General features: G+C 71.9%; 16 protein-coding genes. 12 read left to right on the top strand and 4 right to left on the bottom strand.

The genetic code is table 11. The features are described from left to right. The 6 genes from P0Y31_RS02050 to P0Y31_RS02025 are packed head-to-tail and all read left to right on the top strand — an operon-like array spanning position 1 to position 6,685. Positions 1-978, top strand: a complete 978-nt coding sequence (locus P0Y31_RS02050; protein WP_275866405.1) for an ABC transporter permease — start codon at positions 1-3, stop codon at positions 976-978. Next, positions 975-1,859, top strand: a complete 885-nt coding sequence (locus P0Y31_RS02045; RefSeq protein ID WP_275866404.1) for an ABC transporter permease — start codon at positions 975-977, stop codon at positions 1,857-1,859. Before P0Y31_RS02050 ends, P0Y31_RS02045 begins: the two co-directional genes overlap by 4 nt. Then, positions 1,859-3,058 (top strand): anhydro-N-acetylmuramic acid kinase, encoded by a 1,200-nt coding sequence (locus P0Y31_RS02040; protein ID WP_275866403.1) that lies wholly within the window; start codon positions 1,859-1,861, stop codon positions 3,056-3,058. The genes P0Y31_RS02045 and P0Y31_RS02040 overlap by 1 nt, the downstream gene beginning before the upstream one ends. After that, a complete protein-coding gene (locus P0Y31_RS02035) occupies positions 3,055-4,254 on the top strand; it encodes a serine hydrolase domain-containing protein (RefSeq protein WP_275866402.1) in 1,200 nt (399 codons plus the stop codon). Before P0Y31_RS02040 ends, P0Y31_RS02035 begins: the two co-directional genes overlap by 4 nt. Then, on the top strand, positions 4,251-5,903 hold the full coding sequence (locus P0Y31_RS02030) for an ABC transporter ATP-binding protein (protein ID WP_275866401.1): 1,653 nt from the start codon (positions 4,251-4,253) through the stop codon (positions 5,901-5,903). Before P0Y31_RS02035 ends, P0Y31_RS02030 begins: the two co-directional genes overlap by 4 nt. Further along, entirely contained in the window at positions 5,900-6,685 is a 786-nt protein-coding gene (locus P0Y31_RS02025) for a type 1 glutamine amidotransferase (RefSeq protein WP_275866400.1), read from the top strand. Before P0Y31_RS02030 ends, P0Y31_RS02025 begins: the two co-directional genes overlap by 4 nt. On the opposite strand, the gene P0Y31_RS02020 is transcribed toward P0Y31_RS02025, so the two are convergent. Both P0Y31_RS02020 and P0Y31_RS02015 read right to left on the bottom strand, forming a co-directional pair. Next, positions 6,661-7,101, bottom strand: a complete 441-nt coding sequence (locus tag P0Y31_RS02020; protein WP_275866399.1) for an SRPBCC family protein — start codon at positions 7,099-7,101, stop codon at positions 6,661-6,663. The two genes, P0Y31_RS02025 and P0Y31_RS02020, sit on opposite strands and share 25 nt — an antisense overlap. 85 nt (positions 7,102-7,186) lie before the next feature. Further along, positions 7,187-8,278 (bottom strand): crosslink repair DNA glycosylase YcaQ family protein, encoded by a 1,092-nt coding sequence (locus P0Y31_RS02015; protein WP_275866398.1) that lies wholly within the window; start codon positions 8,276-8,278, stop codon positions 7,187-7,189. A gap of 237 nt (positions 8,279-8,515) precedes the next feature. Here P0Y31_RS02015 and P0Y31_RS02010 point away from each other — a divergent pair, with 237 nt between their 5' ends. From P0Y31_RS02010 to P0Y31_RS01995, 4 genes are all read left to right on the top strand, one after another. Then, positions 8,516-9,829 (top strand): diacylglycerol kinase family protein, encoded by a 1,314-nt coding sequence (locus tag P0Y31_RS02010; protein ID WP_275866397.1) that lies wholly within the window; start codon positions 8,516-8,518, stop codon positions 9,827-9,829. Next, the gene (locus P0Y31_RS02005) at positions 9,820-10,038 is read left to right on the top strand and encodes an amphi-Trp domain-containing protein (protein WP_275866396.1); all 219 of its coding nucleotides are present in this window, start codon (positions 9,820-9,822) and stop codon (positions 10,036-10,038) included. The genes P0Y31_RS02010 and P0Y31_RS02005 overlap by 10 nt, the downstream gene beginning before the upstream one ends. Then, a complete protein-coding gene (locus tag P0Y31_RS02000) occupies positions 10,010-10,624 on the top strand; it encodes a phosphatase PAP2 family protein (protein WP_275866395.1) in 615 nt (204 codons plus the stop codon). The genes P0Y31_RS02005 and P0Y31_RS02000 overlap by 29 nt, the downstream gene beginning before the upstream one ends. Before the next feature lie 255 nt (positions 10,625-10,879). Then, the gene (locus tag P0Y31_RS01995; protein WP_275866394.1) at positions 10,880-12,562 is read left to right on the top strand and encodes an alpha/beta-hydrolase family protein; all 1,683 of its coding nucleotides are present in this window, start codon (positions 10,880-10,882) and stop codon (positions 12,560-12,562) included. Positions 12,563-12,595: 33 nt separating this feature from the next. Here P0Y31_RS01995 and P0Y31_RS01990 read toward each other — a convergent pair whose 3' ends face one another. Together P0Y31_RS01990 and P0Y31_RS01985 are read right to left on the bottom strand one after the other, a co-directional pair. Beyond that, entirely contained in the window at positions 12,596-13,336 is a 741-nt protein-coding gene (locus tag P0Y31_RS01990; RefSeq protein ID WP_275866393.1) for a CPBP family intramembrane glutamic endopeptidase, read from the bottom strand. A 150-nt stretch (positions 13,337-13,486) separates the two neighbouring features. Further along, positions 13,487-14,200: a VOC family protein gene (locus P0Y31_RS01985; protein WP_275866392.1), complete on the bottom strand. Its 714-nt coding sequence runs from the start codon at positions 14,198-14,200 to the stop codon at positions 13,487-13,489. Between the two features lie 212 nt (positions 14,201-14,412). Between P0Y31_RS01985 and P0Y31_RS01980 the strand changes: the two genes are divergently transcribed. Together P0Y31_RS01980 and P0Y31_RS01975 are read left to right on the top strand one after the other, a co-directional pair. Beyond that, a complete protein-coding gene (locus tag P0Y31_RS01980; protein ID WP_275866391.1) occupies positions 14,413-14,673 on the top strand; it encodes a hypothetical protein in 261 nt (86 codons plus the stop codon). Positions 14,674-15,059: 386 nt separating this feature from the next. Then, a complete protein-coding gene (locus P0Y31_RS01975; protein ID WP_275866390.1) occupies positions 15,060-15,488 on the top strand; it encodes a hypothetical protein in 429 nt (142 codons plus the stop codon). The last annotated feature ends 40 nt before the right edge of the window (positions 15,489-15,528 follow it).

Here is a 15,528-nt window from a genome sequence, read left to right as displayed (position 1 = left end):
ATGTCTTTGCTCTCCGCCCTGACCCGCCATCCCGTGCTGCGGCGCGTGCTCGAGGCGCTGCTCACCCTCGTCGGTGTCTCCGTGCTGACCTTCGTGCTGCTGAGGGTGCTGCCCGGCGACCAGATCACCGCGAGCTACGGCATCGAGGCCGGCGCACTCAGCCCTGAGCAGCTGGCCGACCTGCGCGCCTACTACGGGCTCGACCAGCCGCTGGTGGGGCAGTACGCGAACTGGCTGGGCGGGGTGCTGAGCGGCAACCTCGGCGTGTCCACCACGTCGCGGCAGAGCGTGCTCGACATGACGGCCTCGGCGCTGCCGACCACCGTCGAGCTCGCCGTGCTGTCGATCGTCATCGGCCTGGCGCTCGGCGTCCCGGGCGGCCTCCTCGCGGCCAGCCGCCCGGGCGCCACCCGTGACAGCGGCACGCAGCTCGCCAGCCTCCTGGCCCTGTCGCTGCCGACCTTCCTCGTCGCCACGGTGGTCTCGACCTGGCTGGCCAACGCCTTCGGCTGGAACCCCAACGGCGAGGAGTTCGCCACCCTCGCCGAGAACCCGGCGCTCAACCTCCAGCAGATGCTGCTGCCTGCGCTCGTCCTCGGCGTGAGCATCGCCTCGCCCGTGTTCCAGACCGCCCGGGCGTCGGTGCTGGCGATCCGCGACGAGGACTACGTCCGCACCGCGCGGGCCAAGGGCGTGCCGTCCCGGCGGCTGCAGTGGCGCCACGTGCTGCGCAACGCGCTCATCCCGATCGTCACGATCGGCGGGCTGCAGTTCGGCTTCCTGCTCGGGGGCACGCTCGTGATCGAGCAGATCTTCTCCATCCCGGGCATCGGCCGGCAGGTGCTGCTCGGCCTGAACCAGAAGGAGTATGCCGTGGTGCAGAGCACCGTCCTCGTCATCGCGGTGATGTTCGTGCTGGTCAACCTGGCGACCGACCTGCTCTACCGGGTCGTCGACCCGAAGGTGCGCGCGGAGTGAGCGCCACGACGACGGTCCCGGCCCGGGTGGTCCGCACCTCCCGCCGCTCGCAGCTGCTCACCGCGATGCGCCAGCCGTCCGCCGTGGTGGGCGTCGGGCTCACCGCACTGGTGGTGCTCCTCGCGCTGGCAGGTCTGCTCGGCCTGACGCCCTACGACCCGGCGCGCCAGGACGTCACGGTGGCGCTGCAGGGCCCATCGTCCTCGCACTGGTTCGGCACCGACCAGTTCGGCCGCGACGTCTTCTCCCGCGTGGCCGCGGGGCTGGCGAACTCGCTGCGCATCGCGGTCGTCTCCGTCGGCGCCGCCGGCCTCGTCGGCGTCCTCCTCGGCGTGCTGGCCGGCTACTTCGGGGGCCTGCTCGACCGCGTCGTCGGAGTGGTCACCAACGTGCTGTTCGCGTTCCCGTCGCTGCTGCTCGCCCTGGCGCTCGCCGCGACCCTGGAGCGCAGCTGGGTGACGGTCAGCCTGGCGATCGCCACGGTCTACATGCCGATCTTCGCGCGAGTGGCCCGCGGACCGGTGCTCACCCTGCGCACGGTCGACTACGTGACGGCATCGACGGCCATCGGACGGTCGCGGATGTCGACGCTGTTCGCCCACGTGGTGCCCAACATGCGCGGCATCCTCGTCGTCCAGACCACGCTGTCGCTGTCGTGGGCCATCCTCACCGAGGCCTCGCTGAGCTTCCTCGGCTTCGGCACGCCTCCTCCGGCGGCCTCGCTCGGTGGCATGGTCTACGACGCGCAGACCCTCTCCACGGTCGCGCCGTGGATGCTCGCGTTCCCGGGCGCGGCCCTGGTCGTCTTCGTCGTCGGGCTCAACCTGCTGGGCGACAGCCTGCGGTCGGCCCTCGACCCGCGCTCGCGGGGGTCGCGCTGATGCGGGTGCTGGGGATGATCTCCGGGACGTCGCACGACGGCATCGACGTCGCCGTCTGCGACTTCTCGCGCCGCGGCGACGAGCTGGTGGGGCGGGTCGAGCTGGTCGACTCCGTGCCCTACGACGACAACCTGCGGGCCCTCCTTGTGGCAGCCCTGCCTCCGGCGGGCACGAGCCTCGCAGAGGTGACCCGGCTCGACACGCTCATCGGCAGGGCCTTCGGTGAGGCCGCGCACCAGGCGCTGGCGACCCACGCGGCTGCCGGGGGTGGCCAGGTGGACGCGGTCTGCTCGCACGGGCAGACCGTCTTCCACTGGGTCGAGGACGGCGCGGCGCTCGGGACGCTGCAGCTCGGCCAGCCGGCGTGGATCGCCGAGCGGACGCGGCTGCCCGTCGTGGGCGACGTTCGCATCGCCGACATCGTCGCCGGCGGCCAGGGCGCCCCGCTGGTGCCGCTGCTCGACACCCTCGTCCTGGAGCCGCTGCGGGCCGACGGTGTCACGGCAGCGGCGCTGAACCTGGGCGGCATCTCCAACGTCACCGTGTGCGCCCCCGGCACCGATCCGGTGGCCTGGGACATCGGCCCGGCCAACGCGCTGGTGGACGCTGTCCTGGCGGCCGACCCCTCCGCGCCGCTGGCGTTCGACCGCGACGGCGAGGTGAGCGCCGCGGGGCGGGTGCTGCCCGACCTGCTCGAGGTCCTGCTCGCCGAGCCCTACTACCGCGACCCCGCGCCCAAGAGCACCGGCAAGGAGCTGTTCCACGCGCGCTACGTCGACGACGCCCTCGCCAGCTGGGGTGGCACGGCGTCACTGCCCGACCTCGTCGCGACCCTCGTGGAGCTCACCGCCCGCACCGTCGCCGACGCGCTGGTCGCGGCGGGCGTCGACCGGGTCTTCGTCTCGGGTGGGGGAGCCCGCAACCCCACGCTGATGGGGGCGCTCGCCGCGGCCGCCCCCGAGGTGCGCTTCGCCACGACCGTGGAGCTCGGGCTCGACCCCGACGCCAAGGAGGCCATCGCCTTCGCCCTCATCGGCTGGGCCACCCTGCACGGCATACCGGGCAACGTCCCCAGTTGCACCGGGGCGCGGGAGGCGCGGGTGCTCGGCACGGTCACTCCCGGCCCCGACGGTGGCGCCCTGCCGGTGGCCGGAGGCACCGTACCCACCCGCCTCACCCTCGAGGACGGGACACCGTGACCCTCGACCTCGACCCCGTCGTCGAGGCCCTCCTTGGGCTCGGCGGCCCGGGCACGCACCCCGCGGGTGCGGTGGTGGGCGTGCTGACCGGGGCGGAGCTGTCGGTGGCGGCAGGTGGGTATGCCGTGCTGGCCGGTCCGGAGCAGCCGGCCCGCCCGATGACGGCGGACACCCGCCTCGACCTCGCCTCGGTCACCAAGGTCGCCTCGACGACGGCGCTCGCGATGCGCCTCGTCGCACACGGGACCCTCGACCTCGAGGCGCCGGTCACGGCATACCTGCCGGAGGCCGGTGGTGACCGCGCGCAGGTGCGCGTGCGGCACCTGCTCGAGCACACGTCCGGCCTGCCCGCGTGGCTGCCGCTCTACTGCGGCACCACGGTGCGCGACGAGGCGCTGGCCCGGGCGACCACCACCACGCCCCTGGTCTGCGAGCCGGGCACGCGCTGGGTCTACTCCGACCTCGGGATGATCACCCTCGGTGCGGTGCTCGAGGCCGTCACCGGACGGCGGCAGGACGAGGCGTTCGACGAGCTGGTCGCCCGGCCGCTGGGCCTGCGCCGCACCGGCTACGGGCCAATCCCGGCCGAAGAGGCCGCGGCATCCGGCGACAGCGACGTGGTCGAGCACCACATGGTCGCGCACAGCGACCCCTACCCCGTCGACGCCCGGGTCGAGGACTTCGACGGCTGGCGCACCCGGCCGCCCGTGGGGGTGGTCAACGACGGCAACGCCGCCCACGCCCTCGATGGGGTCGCCGGGCACGCGGGACTCTTCGCGACGGTGCCCGAGCTGCTCCGGCTCGGTCGGTCGCTGGTCGACGCGGCTGTGGTCCCCCCCGAGGTGGTCACCGCGTTCACCCGTCCCCTGGCCGTCGCGCCCGACCGCGCGCTGGGCGTCCGGCTGGCGACAGCGACGGTGGCGGGAGACGCCGTGCCGCTCGCCGTGCACGGCGGGTTCACGGGCACGTTCCTCGCCGTCGCGCTCGACCGCGAGCTCGTCGTGGCCGTCGCCGCCACGCGGCTGCACGGCACGACCGGCACCCCCGACCGGCCCCTCGCCCCACGGGCCTCGCTGGTCCCGACCGACGAGATCGCGGCCACGGCGCTCGCCGGCGTCGCCACCTCCCTCGAGGCTCAGGGCGCGCTGCCGCCCCGCACGTCCGACCGCCAACGGCTGGAGACAGGAGCACCATGACCACGACCACCGCGGCCACGCCGACCGAGGACCTCCGTGATGCCCCCCTGCTGGCGGTCCGCAACCTCACGGTCTCCTTCGAGACACCGCACGGCCCGGTGGCCGCGGTGCGCGACGTCAGCCTCGACATCGGGCGGGGCGAGACGGTCGCCGTCGTGGGCGAGTCGGGCTCGGGCAAGTCGACGCTGGCTGCCTCGATCAACCGGCTGCTGGCCTCGAACGGGCGGATCAGCGACGGCAGCATCCGCCTCGACGGCGCCGAGCTGACCGGGCTCGGCGAGAAGGCCATGACGGCGATCCGCGGCAACCGGATCGGCATGGTGCCGCAGGACCCGATGACCAACCTCAACCCCGTGTTGAAGGTCGGGGCCCAGATCGTCGAGGCCCTCGAGGTGCACGGCCGGGCCTCGGGGCGGGAGGCGCGCGAGCAGGCGGCGGCGCTGCTCGAGAAGGCCGGGATCACCGATGCGTCCGCGCGGTTCGACCAGTACCCGCACGAGTTCTCCGGGGGCATGCGGCAGCGGGTGCTCATCGCGATGGCGCTGGCCTGCCGGCCGGAGCTGCTCATCGCCGACGAGCCAACCTCGGCGCTCGACGTGACGGTGCAGCGCCTGGTGCTCGACCAGATGGAGGAGCTGGCCGACGAGCTCGGCGCCGCCGTCATGCTCATCACCCACGACCTCGCGCTCGCCGCCGAGCGGGCCGACCGGGTCGTCGTCATGTACGGCGGTGAGGTGGTCGAGCAGGGGCCGTCGGCCGAGGTCATCGACGCGCCGCAGCACGAGTACACCCGGCGGCTCCTCGCTGCGGCGCCGAGCATGGCCACGCCCAAGATCTCCACTGCCGCCGAGGTCCCGGCCGGCCGCGAGGTGCTGCTCTCCCTGCGCGGGGTCGAGCGGCGCTACCGCCTGCGCGGCCGCCGCGAGCCGCTCGTCGCCGTCGGCGGCCTCGACCTCGACGTCCGCAAGGGCCAGACCGTGGCGATCGTCGGCGAGTCCGGCTCGGGGAAGTCGACGACCGCCCGCCTCGCCCTCAAGCTCGAGGACTGCGACGCCGGCACCGCCACCTTCCGCGGCACCGACCTGGCGACGCTGCGGCGGTCGGCGCTCAAGGAGTTCCGGCGGAGCGTCCAGCCCGTCTTCCAGAACCCCTACGCCTCGCTCGACCCGCGCTACTCAGTGGCCGAGGTCGTCGCAGAACCGTTGCGGGTGCACCAGATCGGCGACGCGCGGTCCCGGCAGGCGACGGTGACCGAGCTCCTCGACAAGGTCGCCCTGCCAGGCGCCCTCGCCGACCGCTACCCGCACGAGCTCTCCGGCGGTCAGCGCCAGCGGGTCGCCATCGCGCGGGCCCTGGCGCTCGAGCCCGAGCTGGTCGTCATGGACGAGGCGGTCAGCGCCCTCGACGTGCTGGTCCAGGAGCAGATCCTCGACCTCATGGTGCAGCTGCAGCGCGACCTCGACCTCGCCTACCTCTTCATCAGCCACGACCTCGCCGTCGTGCGGCTGGTCGCCCACGAGGTCTACGTCATGCAGCAGGGCCGGGTCGTCGAGCACGGCGACCCCGAGGAGATCTTCGGCAACCCGAGGGAGGAGTACACCCAGCGCCTGGTCGCCGCCATCCCGGGCCGGCGCGAGGCCGTGCGGTGAGTCTTCACCCGCCGCCGGCCTCGCGTCCACCGGCCCCCCGACCGGGGACCTCGCGACCGCGGGTCGTCGCCGTCCGCAACAGCCCCGGCAGCCCCCTGAACCGGCTCGCGGACTGGTTCCACGAGGACGGTCTCGACGTCACGGACGTCGCCGGTGAGCACCTGCACGCGAACGACCTCGACGGCGCCCACGGCTTGGTGCTGCTCGGCGGGGGCTACCTGCCCGACGACGACGCCACCGCACCCTGGCTCCCTCGTGAACGCGACCTCGCGGCACGGGCCCTCGCACACGGCATACCACTGCTCGGCATCTGCCTCGGTGCGCAGCTGCTCGCCCACGTCGCCGGTGGCCGCGTGGTGCGCGACCACGGCGTGCCGGAACGCGGTTCGTGTCTCGTCGCGCTCACACCCGACGCGACCCCCGACCCGCTGTTCGGTGGCCTGCCCGTGGCGTTCCCGGCCATCCAGAACCACCGCGACCAGGTCGTCGACCTCCCGCCGAACGCCGTGCTGCTGGCGACCTCGGAGGTATGCCGCGTGCAGGCCTTCCGGGTCGGCACGGCCGCGTGGGGCGTGCAGTTCCACCCCGAGGCCGCTGCCTCGCGCCTCGAGTCCTGGGACGAGGCCGCCCTGGCGGGCGACGGTGTCGACCTGGCGGCGCTGCGGCGAGCGGCCGAGGTGGCCGAGCCCCGGTCTGTCGAGGCGGCCCGTGAGCTGGCGCGGCGCTTCGCGGCGGAGGTCATCCGCCGTCACCGGGTTCAGCCGCCGCGCGACTCCAGGTAGTGCTTGAGGTCGACCCAGTTGCGGCGCTCCCACCGGGGCCCGATTATCGCCAGCACCGGCGAGAGCACGCGCATCGGCCCGACCAGGCCCATGTCCCAGTCCCACCGCAGCCTCGTCCCTCCGTCGACCTCGTCGAACGTCAGCGTGCCGTCGACCTGCAGGTAGGAAGACTGCACGACGTTGTGGAGACGGTGCGGCCGGTCGTAGTCGAGGATCTCGAGGGTCATCTCACCCCTGCTGCCCATGCCCTTGGGTTCGGCGACGAAGCGGGCACCCCTGCCGACCGGCCCGTCGCTCACCTTCTCGGCGCGGACGATGCGGGAGTTGTACCTCGGCTCGTTGCGCTCGTCGGCGACCAGGTCGAACACCTCCTCGACCGGCGCCTCGATCGTGACCTCACCCGTGATGCGAGCCATCGCCGTCCTCCTCCCAGACCGTGCCTCCAGCTCGACCGTCACAGGCCCGAGGCGCGGGCAACAGGGCTGTTGGTCGCGCCTTCGCTCAGCCCCGGGCGATGGTGACCGACAGGTCGAGCCAGGCGGCCAGGTCCTCGACCTCCTCGCGGACCGCGGCGGTCATGGCCTTGGTGAAGCGGACGTCCTCGTGGACCGCGTTGACGACCAGCGTTCCGGCCTTGCGGTCGGCGGTCGCGTCGAGCTTGCCGACCAGCCGGTCGCCGTGCAGGACCGGCAGGGCGAAGTAGCCCCAACGACGCTTGTCCTTGGGCTTGTACATCTCGAGGAAGTACTCGAAGTCGAACAGCTGCTCGGCGCGCACCCGGTCGTGGATGAGCCGGTCGAAAGGTGAGAGGAGCGCGGTGCGCCCGCTGAACGACATACCGAGGTATGCCGCGTGGACGCGCCAGGTGCCCGGCACGCCATCGACGACGGCCTCCTCGCCGGCGTCGCCGACGTAGGGGGTCTCGCCCGGGATCTGCGGACCGGAGGAGCGGGCGATGCCGAGGGCGGCGAGCCGGCGCTCGTTGCGGTGTCGCACGGCAGCCTCGAGGTCCACCGTGGGCAGGTCGGTCGGATAGACCCGCTCGGGCAGGTCCCAGTAGCGCTGCCGCCCCTTGCGTCCGGCGATGGCGATGTGTCCGCGCAGGGCGAGCGCCTCGAGCATCCGGGTGACGTTGCGGTTGTTGGTCCACCCCGACGACGGCCAGGGCACGACGCTCGTGTCGGGGATGTCGCGGGAGAGCAGCGGGCCCTCCTTCTCCAGGAGGGCGAGGATGTCGCGGCGGAACGGCTCGTTGGCCTCGAGCCAGGCCGCCAGGGACGGCCAGGGCTCGGCGTCGCGCACCTCGGCGATGACGGCCGGGACGTCGCGCTGAGACCGGATGTAGGCGACGGTCTCGACGAGGGTGCGGTCGACCTCGACGGACCTGGTCAGGTCGGCAGGGTCGTAGGCCGAGCCGAGCCGGCTCCAGAGGACGAGGTCGGCGCTCGGCGCGATGGCCGCGGTGGGGTCGATCTGCAGCACCGTCAGGCGGTCGACGACCGCGACGAGGTCGGTGGGGCGCGGCGCGTCGAGCAGCTGCGCCTGGACCGCGATGCGGCGGGCCTCATCCTTCGTCAGGTGGTGGACGGCCATGCCTGCCGACACTAGTGGCCGCCCCCGACATCGAGTCGGAGTCAGCAGGCCGCCCGGGCTTGGGAACGGTGCGCAGGTGGAGCCGCCCGCGGCGGGGAATCATCCGTGCTGCGTGATGCCCGTCCACGTGCCGGCCTTCTACGGTCCGAGGATGTCAGCAAGAGCGCCCGGTCTCCCGCGGCGGCCGCAGCACCGCCGTCCTGGGAGGGGCGTCGTCGTCCTCGAGGGCCCGATCCGATGAGGCGGCGATGGCTGGCGGCCCTCGCCCTGCTTCTGGGAGCGGCCACGGCCGTGCTCGCCCTCGTCGTCGCCGTGATCGAGTTCCCACGCGGCCTGGTCCTGGCCCTCCTCGTGCTCCTCGCCGGAGCCTCGGCCTGGTACGGGGTGGTCCGGCGCGGTGCCGCGCGGGTGGCCGGACTGGTCGTCGCGGCTCTCGCGCTCGCGGGCGCGGTGGTGCTGGTCCTGACCCGTGGGTCGCCCTTTGTGGACCTGTTGGTCCTGGCCGGGCTCGTGGCGAGCGTCGCTGCGGCCCGTTCGGCCCTCCACGTCCACGTCGACCTGCCGAGTGCACCGCCGCCGCGTCATCCGGTGCTCTTCTTCAACCCGCGCTCTGGCGGCGGGAAGGCTGAACGCTTCGCGCTCGCCAAGGAGGCGGCGGACCGCGGGATCGAAGCCATCGAGCTGAAGAGGGGCGACGACCTCGAGACGCTGGTCCTGGAGGCGGTCGAACGCGGTGCTGACGGACTGGCGATGGCGGGCGGGGACGGCTCGCAGGCGGTCGTGGCCGCCATCGCCGCCGAGCATGGGCTGCCGTACGCGTGCGTGCCCGCCGGTACGCGCAACCATTTCGCGCTGGACCTCGGTGTCGACCGCGACGACGTCGTCGGCGCCCTCGACGCCTTCGTCGACGGCGGTGAACGACGAGTCGACCTCGCCGAGGTCAACGGGCGTGTCTTCGTCAACAACGTCTCGCTCGGCCTCTACGCCGAGGCCGTCCAGCGCACCGGCTACCGAGACGCCAAGCTCCGCACCCTGCTCGACACGGCGCCCGACGTCCTCGGCCCCGACGGTGGTGAACCGGACATGCGGTGGCGTGGCCCCGGCGGGCACGAGCACCGTGGCGGCGCCGCGGTCCTCGTCTCCAACAACCGCTACCGGCTCGGCCGCGCTGTCGGCTCGGGCACGCGGCCCCGCATCGACGACGGCCTGCTCGGGATCACCGTGGTCGCCGCACCCACCGCCGGCGGGGCGGAGGACCGCTCGTCGCAGCGGCCGTGGCGCGAGTGGTCGGCGCCGACCTTCGAGGTCGAGGCTGACAACCCCCTTCCCGCCGGCATCGACGGCGAGACGGTGGTCCTCGACGCGCCGCTGCACTTTCGCATCAGACCCGGGGTCCTGCGGGTGCGCGTCGCGCGCCAGCACCCCGGCGCATCACCGTCGGCGATGGTCCCCGAACGGATGCGCGACGGCGTGGCCGAGCTCGCGCGTATCGCCCTCGGCAGAGAGCAGACACCCGCAGGGCCAACACAAAGGAGGCAGGAATGGACCTGATCGAGATTGCCGAGAGCGAACGGCTCAGCCGGGAGGACGCCGCAGCTCGCCTGAGGGCGCTGGCCGACGCGCTCGCCAGCAACAACGAGGTCGAGTTCGAACGCGGCGGCATGCGCATCACGGTGCACGTTCCCGACGAGGTGAACCTCAAGCTCGAGATCGAGGTTGGAGACGAGGAGAGTGAACTCGAGATCGAGCTCACCTGGTGACGTCGGCGCGGGTGCCTGGTCGAGCTGGGGAGCGGTGTCGCTGCGGCGCCGCCTCGCCCGCTGCGACCGGGCCCTGTACCGGTACGTGGCGCAGCTGCAGACGCCCCTGTTCGACCAGCCGCTGAGAAGGCTGTCCGACTTCGCCGACTTCTCGAAGCCGTGGTTCCTCGTGGCCGGCACCCTCGCGCTGCGCGGCGGACCTCCCGGCCGGCGCGCCGCGCTCACTGGCCTCGCGGCGGTCGGGACGACGTCCCTGGTGGTGAACCAGCCGATGAAGATGGCCGGGGCGCGCCGTCGCCCCGACCGGGTCGGTCTGGGTGTGCCCCCGCACCGATGGGTGCGTATGCCGTCGTCGACGTCGTTCCCCTCCGGCCACTCCGCGTCTGCTGTCGCCTTCGCCGTCGCGGTCGGGGACGTCCTGCCGGCTCTGAGGTGGCCGCTGCGGGCGGCTGCGTCGGTCGTGGCCTTCTCCCGCGTGTACACCGGCGTGCACTACCCCAGTGACGTCCTGGTCGGGGTGGCGACCGGCGCCCTGCTGGGCCGGTTGGTGTCGCGGGCCGCGCGCCGCCTTCCCCTGACCCGTTGACGCAGGGGGCGGTCGGCCGCTCCGGCCCCGTTCCGGTCACGTGGCCCCGGGCCGTCTCACTCAGGCGGGACGATGCCAGCGCCGCGCAGCGGGGGTGTCATGGACGAAGGACGAGACGAGTCCCAGGTGCGGACGAAGGGCACTGCGGTGGTTGAGTCGACATCGGACATTCCCCGAACCGAGGCGGTCACGGTGCGCCAGATCAGTGACGACGCACCTCTCGTGGAACCCGACGCGCCTCCTGGCGCGCGTGACATGTCCATGCCGGCAGCGGCCAGCGGTCAGGCGAGCCCCCAAGGACCCGGAAGGCTCCGAAGGCTGCTCCACTTCACCCTGCCGGGGTGCTGGGGGGCGGTGGTCTTCGCGGCCCTGTCGTTCACCCCGTCACTGCTCCCGCGTGGCGGTCTCATCCAGGGCATCGTCTGTGGCATCAGCGCGGCCATCGGCTACGGGCTGGGAGTCCTCGCGGCCTGGATCTGGCGGGCTTACGCCGATCGGGAGGCCCGGCTCCCGAAGCGCTCGGCGTGGCGCCTCTTCCTCATCGCCGCCGCCGTCCTGTTGAGTGTGTCCTTCGGCCTGGGGCAGTACTGGCAGCACGAGATCCGCGCGCTCATGGGAGTCACGGACCACAACCTTGCCCTGGTCATCGCCTCACCCGTCATCGCGGGGGTCTTCTTCCTCCTGTTCGTGCTCGTCGGCCGGGCGATCCGGCGCCTGTACCGCTGGCTGGCCTCGTTGCTGGGTCGCTGGGTCGGAAAGCGGGCGGCGGCTGCCACCGGCTGGATCCTGGCGTTCACCACCGTGTGGCTGCTTGTCACCGGCGTCCTGCTCGACGGCCTGGTGACCGCCATGGACCAGGCCTTCTCGGTGCGCGACACCTCCACCAAGGAGAGCACGGTCACGCCCACCACTGCCCTGCGCTCGGGTGGGCCGGGATCCCTGGTGGCGTGGGACTCCCTCGGCCGCGAGGGCCGCGCCTTCACCGGCGAGGGTCCGGCCGCGCGTGACATCGAGGCCCTCGTGGACCGTCCTGCGCAAGAACCGGTCCGCGCCTATGCGGGCCTGGCGGCGGCCGATGACACCGAGTCCCGGGCCGCGTTGGCGGTCGACGACCTCGAGCGGGCCGGCGGCTTCGACCGGGCCAACCTGCTGGTGATCACGACGACGGGCAGTGGCTGGGTCGACCCGGCCCTGGTCGACAGCTTCGAGTACCTCAGCAGTGGGGACGCGGCCTCCGTGGCCATCCAGTACTCCTACCTTCCCTCCTGGCTCTCCTACCTGGTCGACCAGGAGAAGGCGCGCGAGGCGGGCCGGGCGCTCTACGACGCCGTCTACGACCGCTGGTCGAAGCTGCCCCAGGACCGGCGACCCCAGCTGTTCGTCGCCGGCGAGAGCCTGGGGTCCTTCGGTGGTGAGACGGCCTTCAGCGGGGAGTACGACCTGCGCAACCGCACGGCTGGAACCGTCTTCGCCGGTCCCCCCAACTTCAACACGCTGTTCCGTGAGTTCAGTGACAACCGCGACCCCGGCACCCCGGAGATCCAGCCGGTCTACAAGGGAGGTCGCACGGTGCGTTTCACGGCCGATGCCAGCAGCGCGATCCCGCCTGATGACCGGGGGTGGGACGGCACCCGCGTCCTGTACCTCATGCATGCGTCCGACCCGATCGTCTGGTGGAGCCCCCGTCTGCTCCTCAACGAGCCCGACTGGATCAGCGAAGCTCCCGGCAAGGACGTGCTCGAGGGCATGGTCTGGATGCCTTTCGTGACCTTCTGGCAGGTCACCGCCGACCTTCCCTTCGCCACGGAGGTCCCCGGCGGGCACGGGCACAAGTACACGACGGAGTACGTCGACGGCTGGTATGCCGCGATGCGGCCCCCAGGGCTCACTGACGAGAACCTCGAGGCGGTCAAGCAGGCGGTCGCCTCTGTGCCGTAGGCGCCGGGCGAGGGCAGCAGCCGGCCTGCTCGCTCACCTGTCGAGCAGTGTCTGTTGAAGCGTGACCCAGGCGACCACCAGGGCCAGTCCGTTGGTGGCGACATGCGCGATGAGGGGCGCCACGAGGCTGCGCGACCGCAGCCTGAGCCAGCAGAACGCAAGACCGGAGACGAAGGTCACCGCGATCGCGCCGAGCACCACCAGCACCTGCCCGCCGAGGCTCGTGGAGGCTCCCCCGACCGCAGTGTTGCCGGACATGGTCTCCAGGGTGGGCTCGATGTGCCACAGGCCGAACAGCGCCGAGCTGACGACCGTCGCACGCCTTGAGCCCCACAGACTCTGCGCCGAACCCAGCAGGACGCCGCGAAAGGCCAGCTCCTCGGGAATCGCCGTCAGCAGCACGATCGTCACACCGAGCTCGTGGGCGAGCTGCCCCCCGTCGATCTCGGCTCGTGCGTCAGAGAGGAAGGGGCGAGTCCAAGGGATCGCTGCGGCGATGACCAGCGCGACCAACACGAGCAGGAAAGCGGCGGCCCCGTACCGCAGTCCCGCACCCACGTGGTTGCGGTCCAGGCCGACGTCGTCCAGCGTGGCACCGGCCCGCCAGGCGATCAGGATCATCCCCAGCGTGAGGACGGTGGCCGACACCACCGGTGGGCCCAGCAGGCCCAGGGCCCGGGCGAGAGCGAACAGGACCAGGAAACCCACCGCCTGCGCCAGGCATCGGCGGGCGTTCCGGCTCGGCCGTCGTGGGTCAGCCAGAGCACCGGCCATGTCGGGGAGCCTACCGACCGGCGGGTGACTACCACCTTCGCGTGAGGGGCCCGTATCGGCCAGCTCTGCTAGGGCCGAGAGCCGGTCCGGCCGCGGGCGTTCCCGTCGGGTCCGGCCGGGGCCCGCGTGCACAGCGTTCGGCCGTGGGTGTCATCGAGGGGTCAGCACGCAGAACTCGTTGCCGTCGGGATCGGCCATCACCACCCGGCCGCCAGCGCCCTGATCGACGCCGATTCGCTTCGCCCCCAACGCGACGAGGCGGTCGACCTCGGCCTGCTGATCGCCGTGGGTCGGAGGAGCGAGGTCGAAGTGCAGCCGGTTCCTCCCGGTCTTCGGCGCCACCGGTGGACCGCCCCAGGCGACCTTCGTCCCGCCGCCCGGCGACTGGATCGCGGTCTCCTGGTCCTGGTCCCAGACCAACGGCCAGCCCAGCGCCGCGCTCCAGAAGTGCCCGACCTCCTGCGAACCGTCGCAGGCCAGCTCTCCGAGGAACCCGCAGCCGGCGAGGAAGGTGTTCCCCGGCTCGATCACGCAGAACTCGTTGCCCTCGGGGTCGGCGAGCACCACGTGCTCGTCCTCCGGATCCTGGCCGATGTCGAGGTGGCGGCCGCCGAGCTCGAGCACCCGAGCCACCGTCGACCGCTGGTCGTCGAGGGAGGTGCTCGTCAGGTGGAGGTGCATCTGGTTCGGGCCGGTCTTCTGCTCGTGGGTCGGACGGAACTGGAGGTTGAACCCGGTGGCATCACCCGGCGGCAGCGTCAGGCCGTCGTGGGCGATCTCCCGATCCAGCACGCCAGCCCAGAAGCGTGCGAGGCGATGGGCGTCGTTCGCGTCGAAACAGAGCGCGAAGAGGCGAGAAGTCATCGAGCATCTCCCATCTTCTGGCCCCAACGCCGGCGACAGGGAGCATCCTCCGAGCCGACGAGGAAAGCAACGCCAGGCCGCTCGGGCAGCCCGCCGCTTGCTCCTCCAGACAATGGGTCTGCCGGATGCTGCCCCGTCGGGTGGGCTTGCTCTGAAGTGCGTTGAGTGATTCTCAGCGCTGGAGCTCATGTGCCCACTTACCCTTTGGACTCATGCAGTGGCCAAGGCTGGTGGACGAGAGCGGACGACCGCGCCTGCTCGAGCATGGCCGGCCACCCGGCGAGTCAGCACCAGGTCCGGTCACCGCGAGCTTCGCGGCGCTCATCGGTGTCGGCACTGTCGTGATGTTCGGGCTGCTGGTGGCAGATCCGTCGGAGACGATGCTCACGCGAATGGGCGCTCTGGCTGGTGCCATCCTCGTGGGGACGGGGGCCATGGACGAGCCGGTGCCCGATCACGACCCGATCCGCTGATGCCGGCTCGTGGTCTCGAGCGGCGCTTCCCGGACGCCGCCGCGTGACTGACCTCGCCTCACCTGCAGATCACCACGCTCGCCGCTGCGGTTGAACCCCCGCTCGTTCCTCGCATGCGGGCGTCCTTCGCATCTGAACTGAGCCGGTGACGGGAATCGAACCCGCGTGTCCAGCTTGGGAAGTGGGCCCACCTAGGCACATTCGTGCTCAGAGACAGTGCGCGGGAGTGACCCGGAATGCACCTGTTGAGCCGCACATTGGGCACGGTTAGGGCACGAGAAGGTGGCCCCGAACCGCACGACGCTCTTAGCTCCATCGCGAGCTGGAGTCGTCCTCTCATACCGACGAGCGGATGATTGCTGTCGCCGGCTGTAACACTGCCGTGTATGGGCGAGCTTCAGATCGTGCAGGTCGATGAACGCGATTCCGGGTGGGAGAACTCTCGTCCCCGATTCAGGGTCTATCTGCACGGCAGTGGCCAAACGTCCACGCATGGGTGGACTGACACCTACGACGTGACCGGGGCTGATGTTCTCCAGGTCATCGACTGGGCACAGCGGCAGGCCGGCGATTCGCTCACATACGCGGTGGCCCTGGTCGACGACCGGGCAGGAGATCAGATCGATCCAGGATCTGGCCGAGGCTTAGTCTGGCTGGTTGGCATGGACGGCAACACCAATCCAATCGATGCTGAAGAAGCAGAGACTCTCGACCGCATGCTTGCACGTCGTCGTGAGGCGGTGGGTGTGCCCTTGGCTGACCGCATCCCTGCCGGTGCTCCGGACCCGTACAACGACGGCACCCGGCGCCGCTGACCCATCCGGAACTGCCGCAGTCCGCGCGTCACAACCTTTG

Source organism: Knoellia sp. 3-2P3 (assembly GCF_029223115.1).
GTDB lineage: Bacteria > Actinomycetota > Actinomycetes > Actinomycetales > Dermatophilaceae > Pedococcus_A.
This window is presented reverse-complemented; position numbering and strand designations above follow the sequence as displayed.

Excerpts from the sequence above, each read along its gene's own strand:
- P0Y31_RS01985 (WP_275866392.1), bottom strand. The coding sequence starts at position 14,200 with ATGACTTCTCGCCTCTTCGCGCTCTGTTTCGACGCGAACGACGCCCAT.
- P0Y31_RS01995 (WP_275866394.1), top strand. The coding sequence starts at position 10,880 with ATGTCCATGCCGGCAGCGGCCAGCGGTCAGGCGAGCCCCCAAGGACCC.
- P0Y31_RS02010 (WP_275866397.1), top strand. The coding sequence starts at position 8,516 with ATGAGGCGGCGATGGCTGGCGGCCCTCGCCCTGCTTCTGGGAGCGGCC.
- P0Y31_RS02015 (WP_275866398.1), bottom strand. The coding sequence starts at position 8,278 with ATGGCCGTCCACCACCTGACGAAGGATGAGGCCCGCCGCATCGCGGTC.
- P0Y31_RS02050 (WP_275866405.1), top strand. The coding sequence starts at position 1 with ATGTCTTTGCTCTCCGCCCTGACCCGCCATCCCGTGCTGCGGCGCGTG.
- P0Y31_RS02040 (WP_275866403.1), top strand. The coding sequence starts at position 1,859 with ATGCGGGTGCTGGGGATGATCTCCGGGACGTCGCACGACGGCATCGAC.
- P0Y31_RS02020 (WP_275866399.1), bottom strand. The coding sequence starts at position 7,101 with ATGGCTCGCATCACGGGTGAGGTCACGATCGAGGCGCCGGTCGAGGAG.
- P0Y31_RS01990 (WP_275866393.1), bottom strand. The coding sequence starts at position 13,336 with ATGGCCGGTGCTCTGGCTGACCCACGACGGCCGAGCCGGAACGCCCGC.
- P0Y31_RS01980 (WP_275866391.1), top strand. The coding sequence starts at position 14,413 with ATGCAGTGGCCAAGGCTGGTGGACGAGAGCGGACGACCGCGCCTGCTC.
- P0Y31_RS02005 (WP_275866396.1), top strand. The coding sequence starts at position 9,820 with ATGGACCTGATCGAGATTGCCGAGAGCGAACGGCTCAGCCGGGAGGAC.
- P0Y31_RS01975 (WP_275866390.1), top strand. The coding sequence starts at position 15,060 with ATGGGCGAGCTTCAGATCGTGCAGGTCGATGAACGCGATTCCGGGTGG.
- P0Y31_RS02030 (WP_275866401.1), top strand. The coding sequence starts at position 4,251 with ATGACCACGACCACCGCGGCCACGCCGACCGAGGACCTCCGTGATGCC.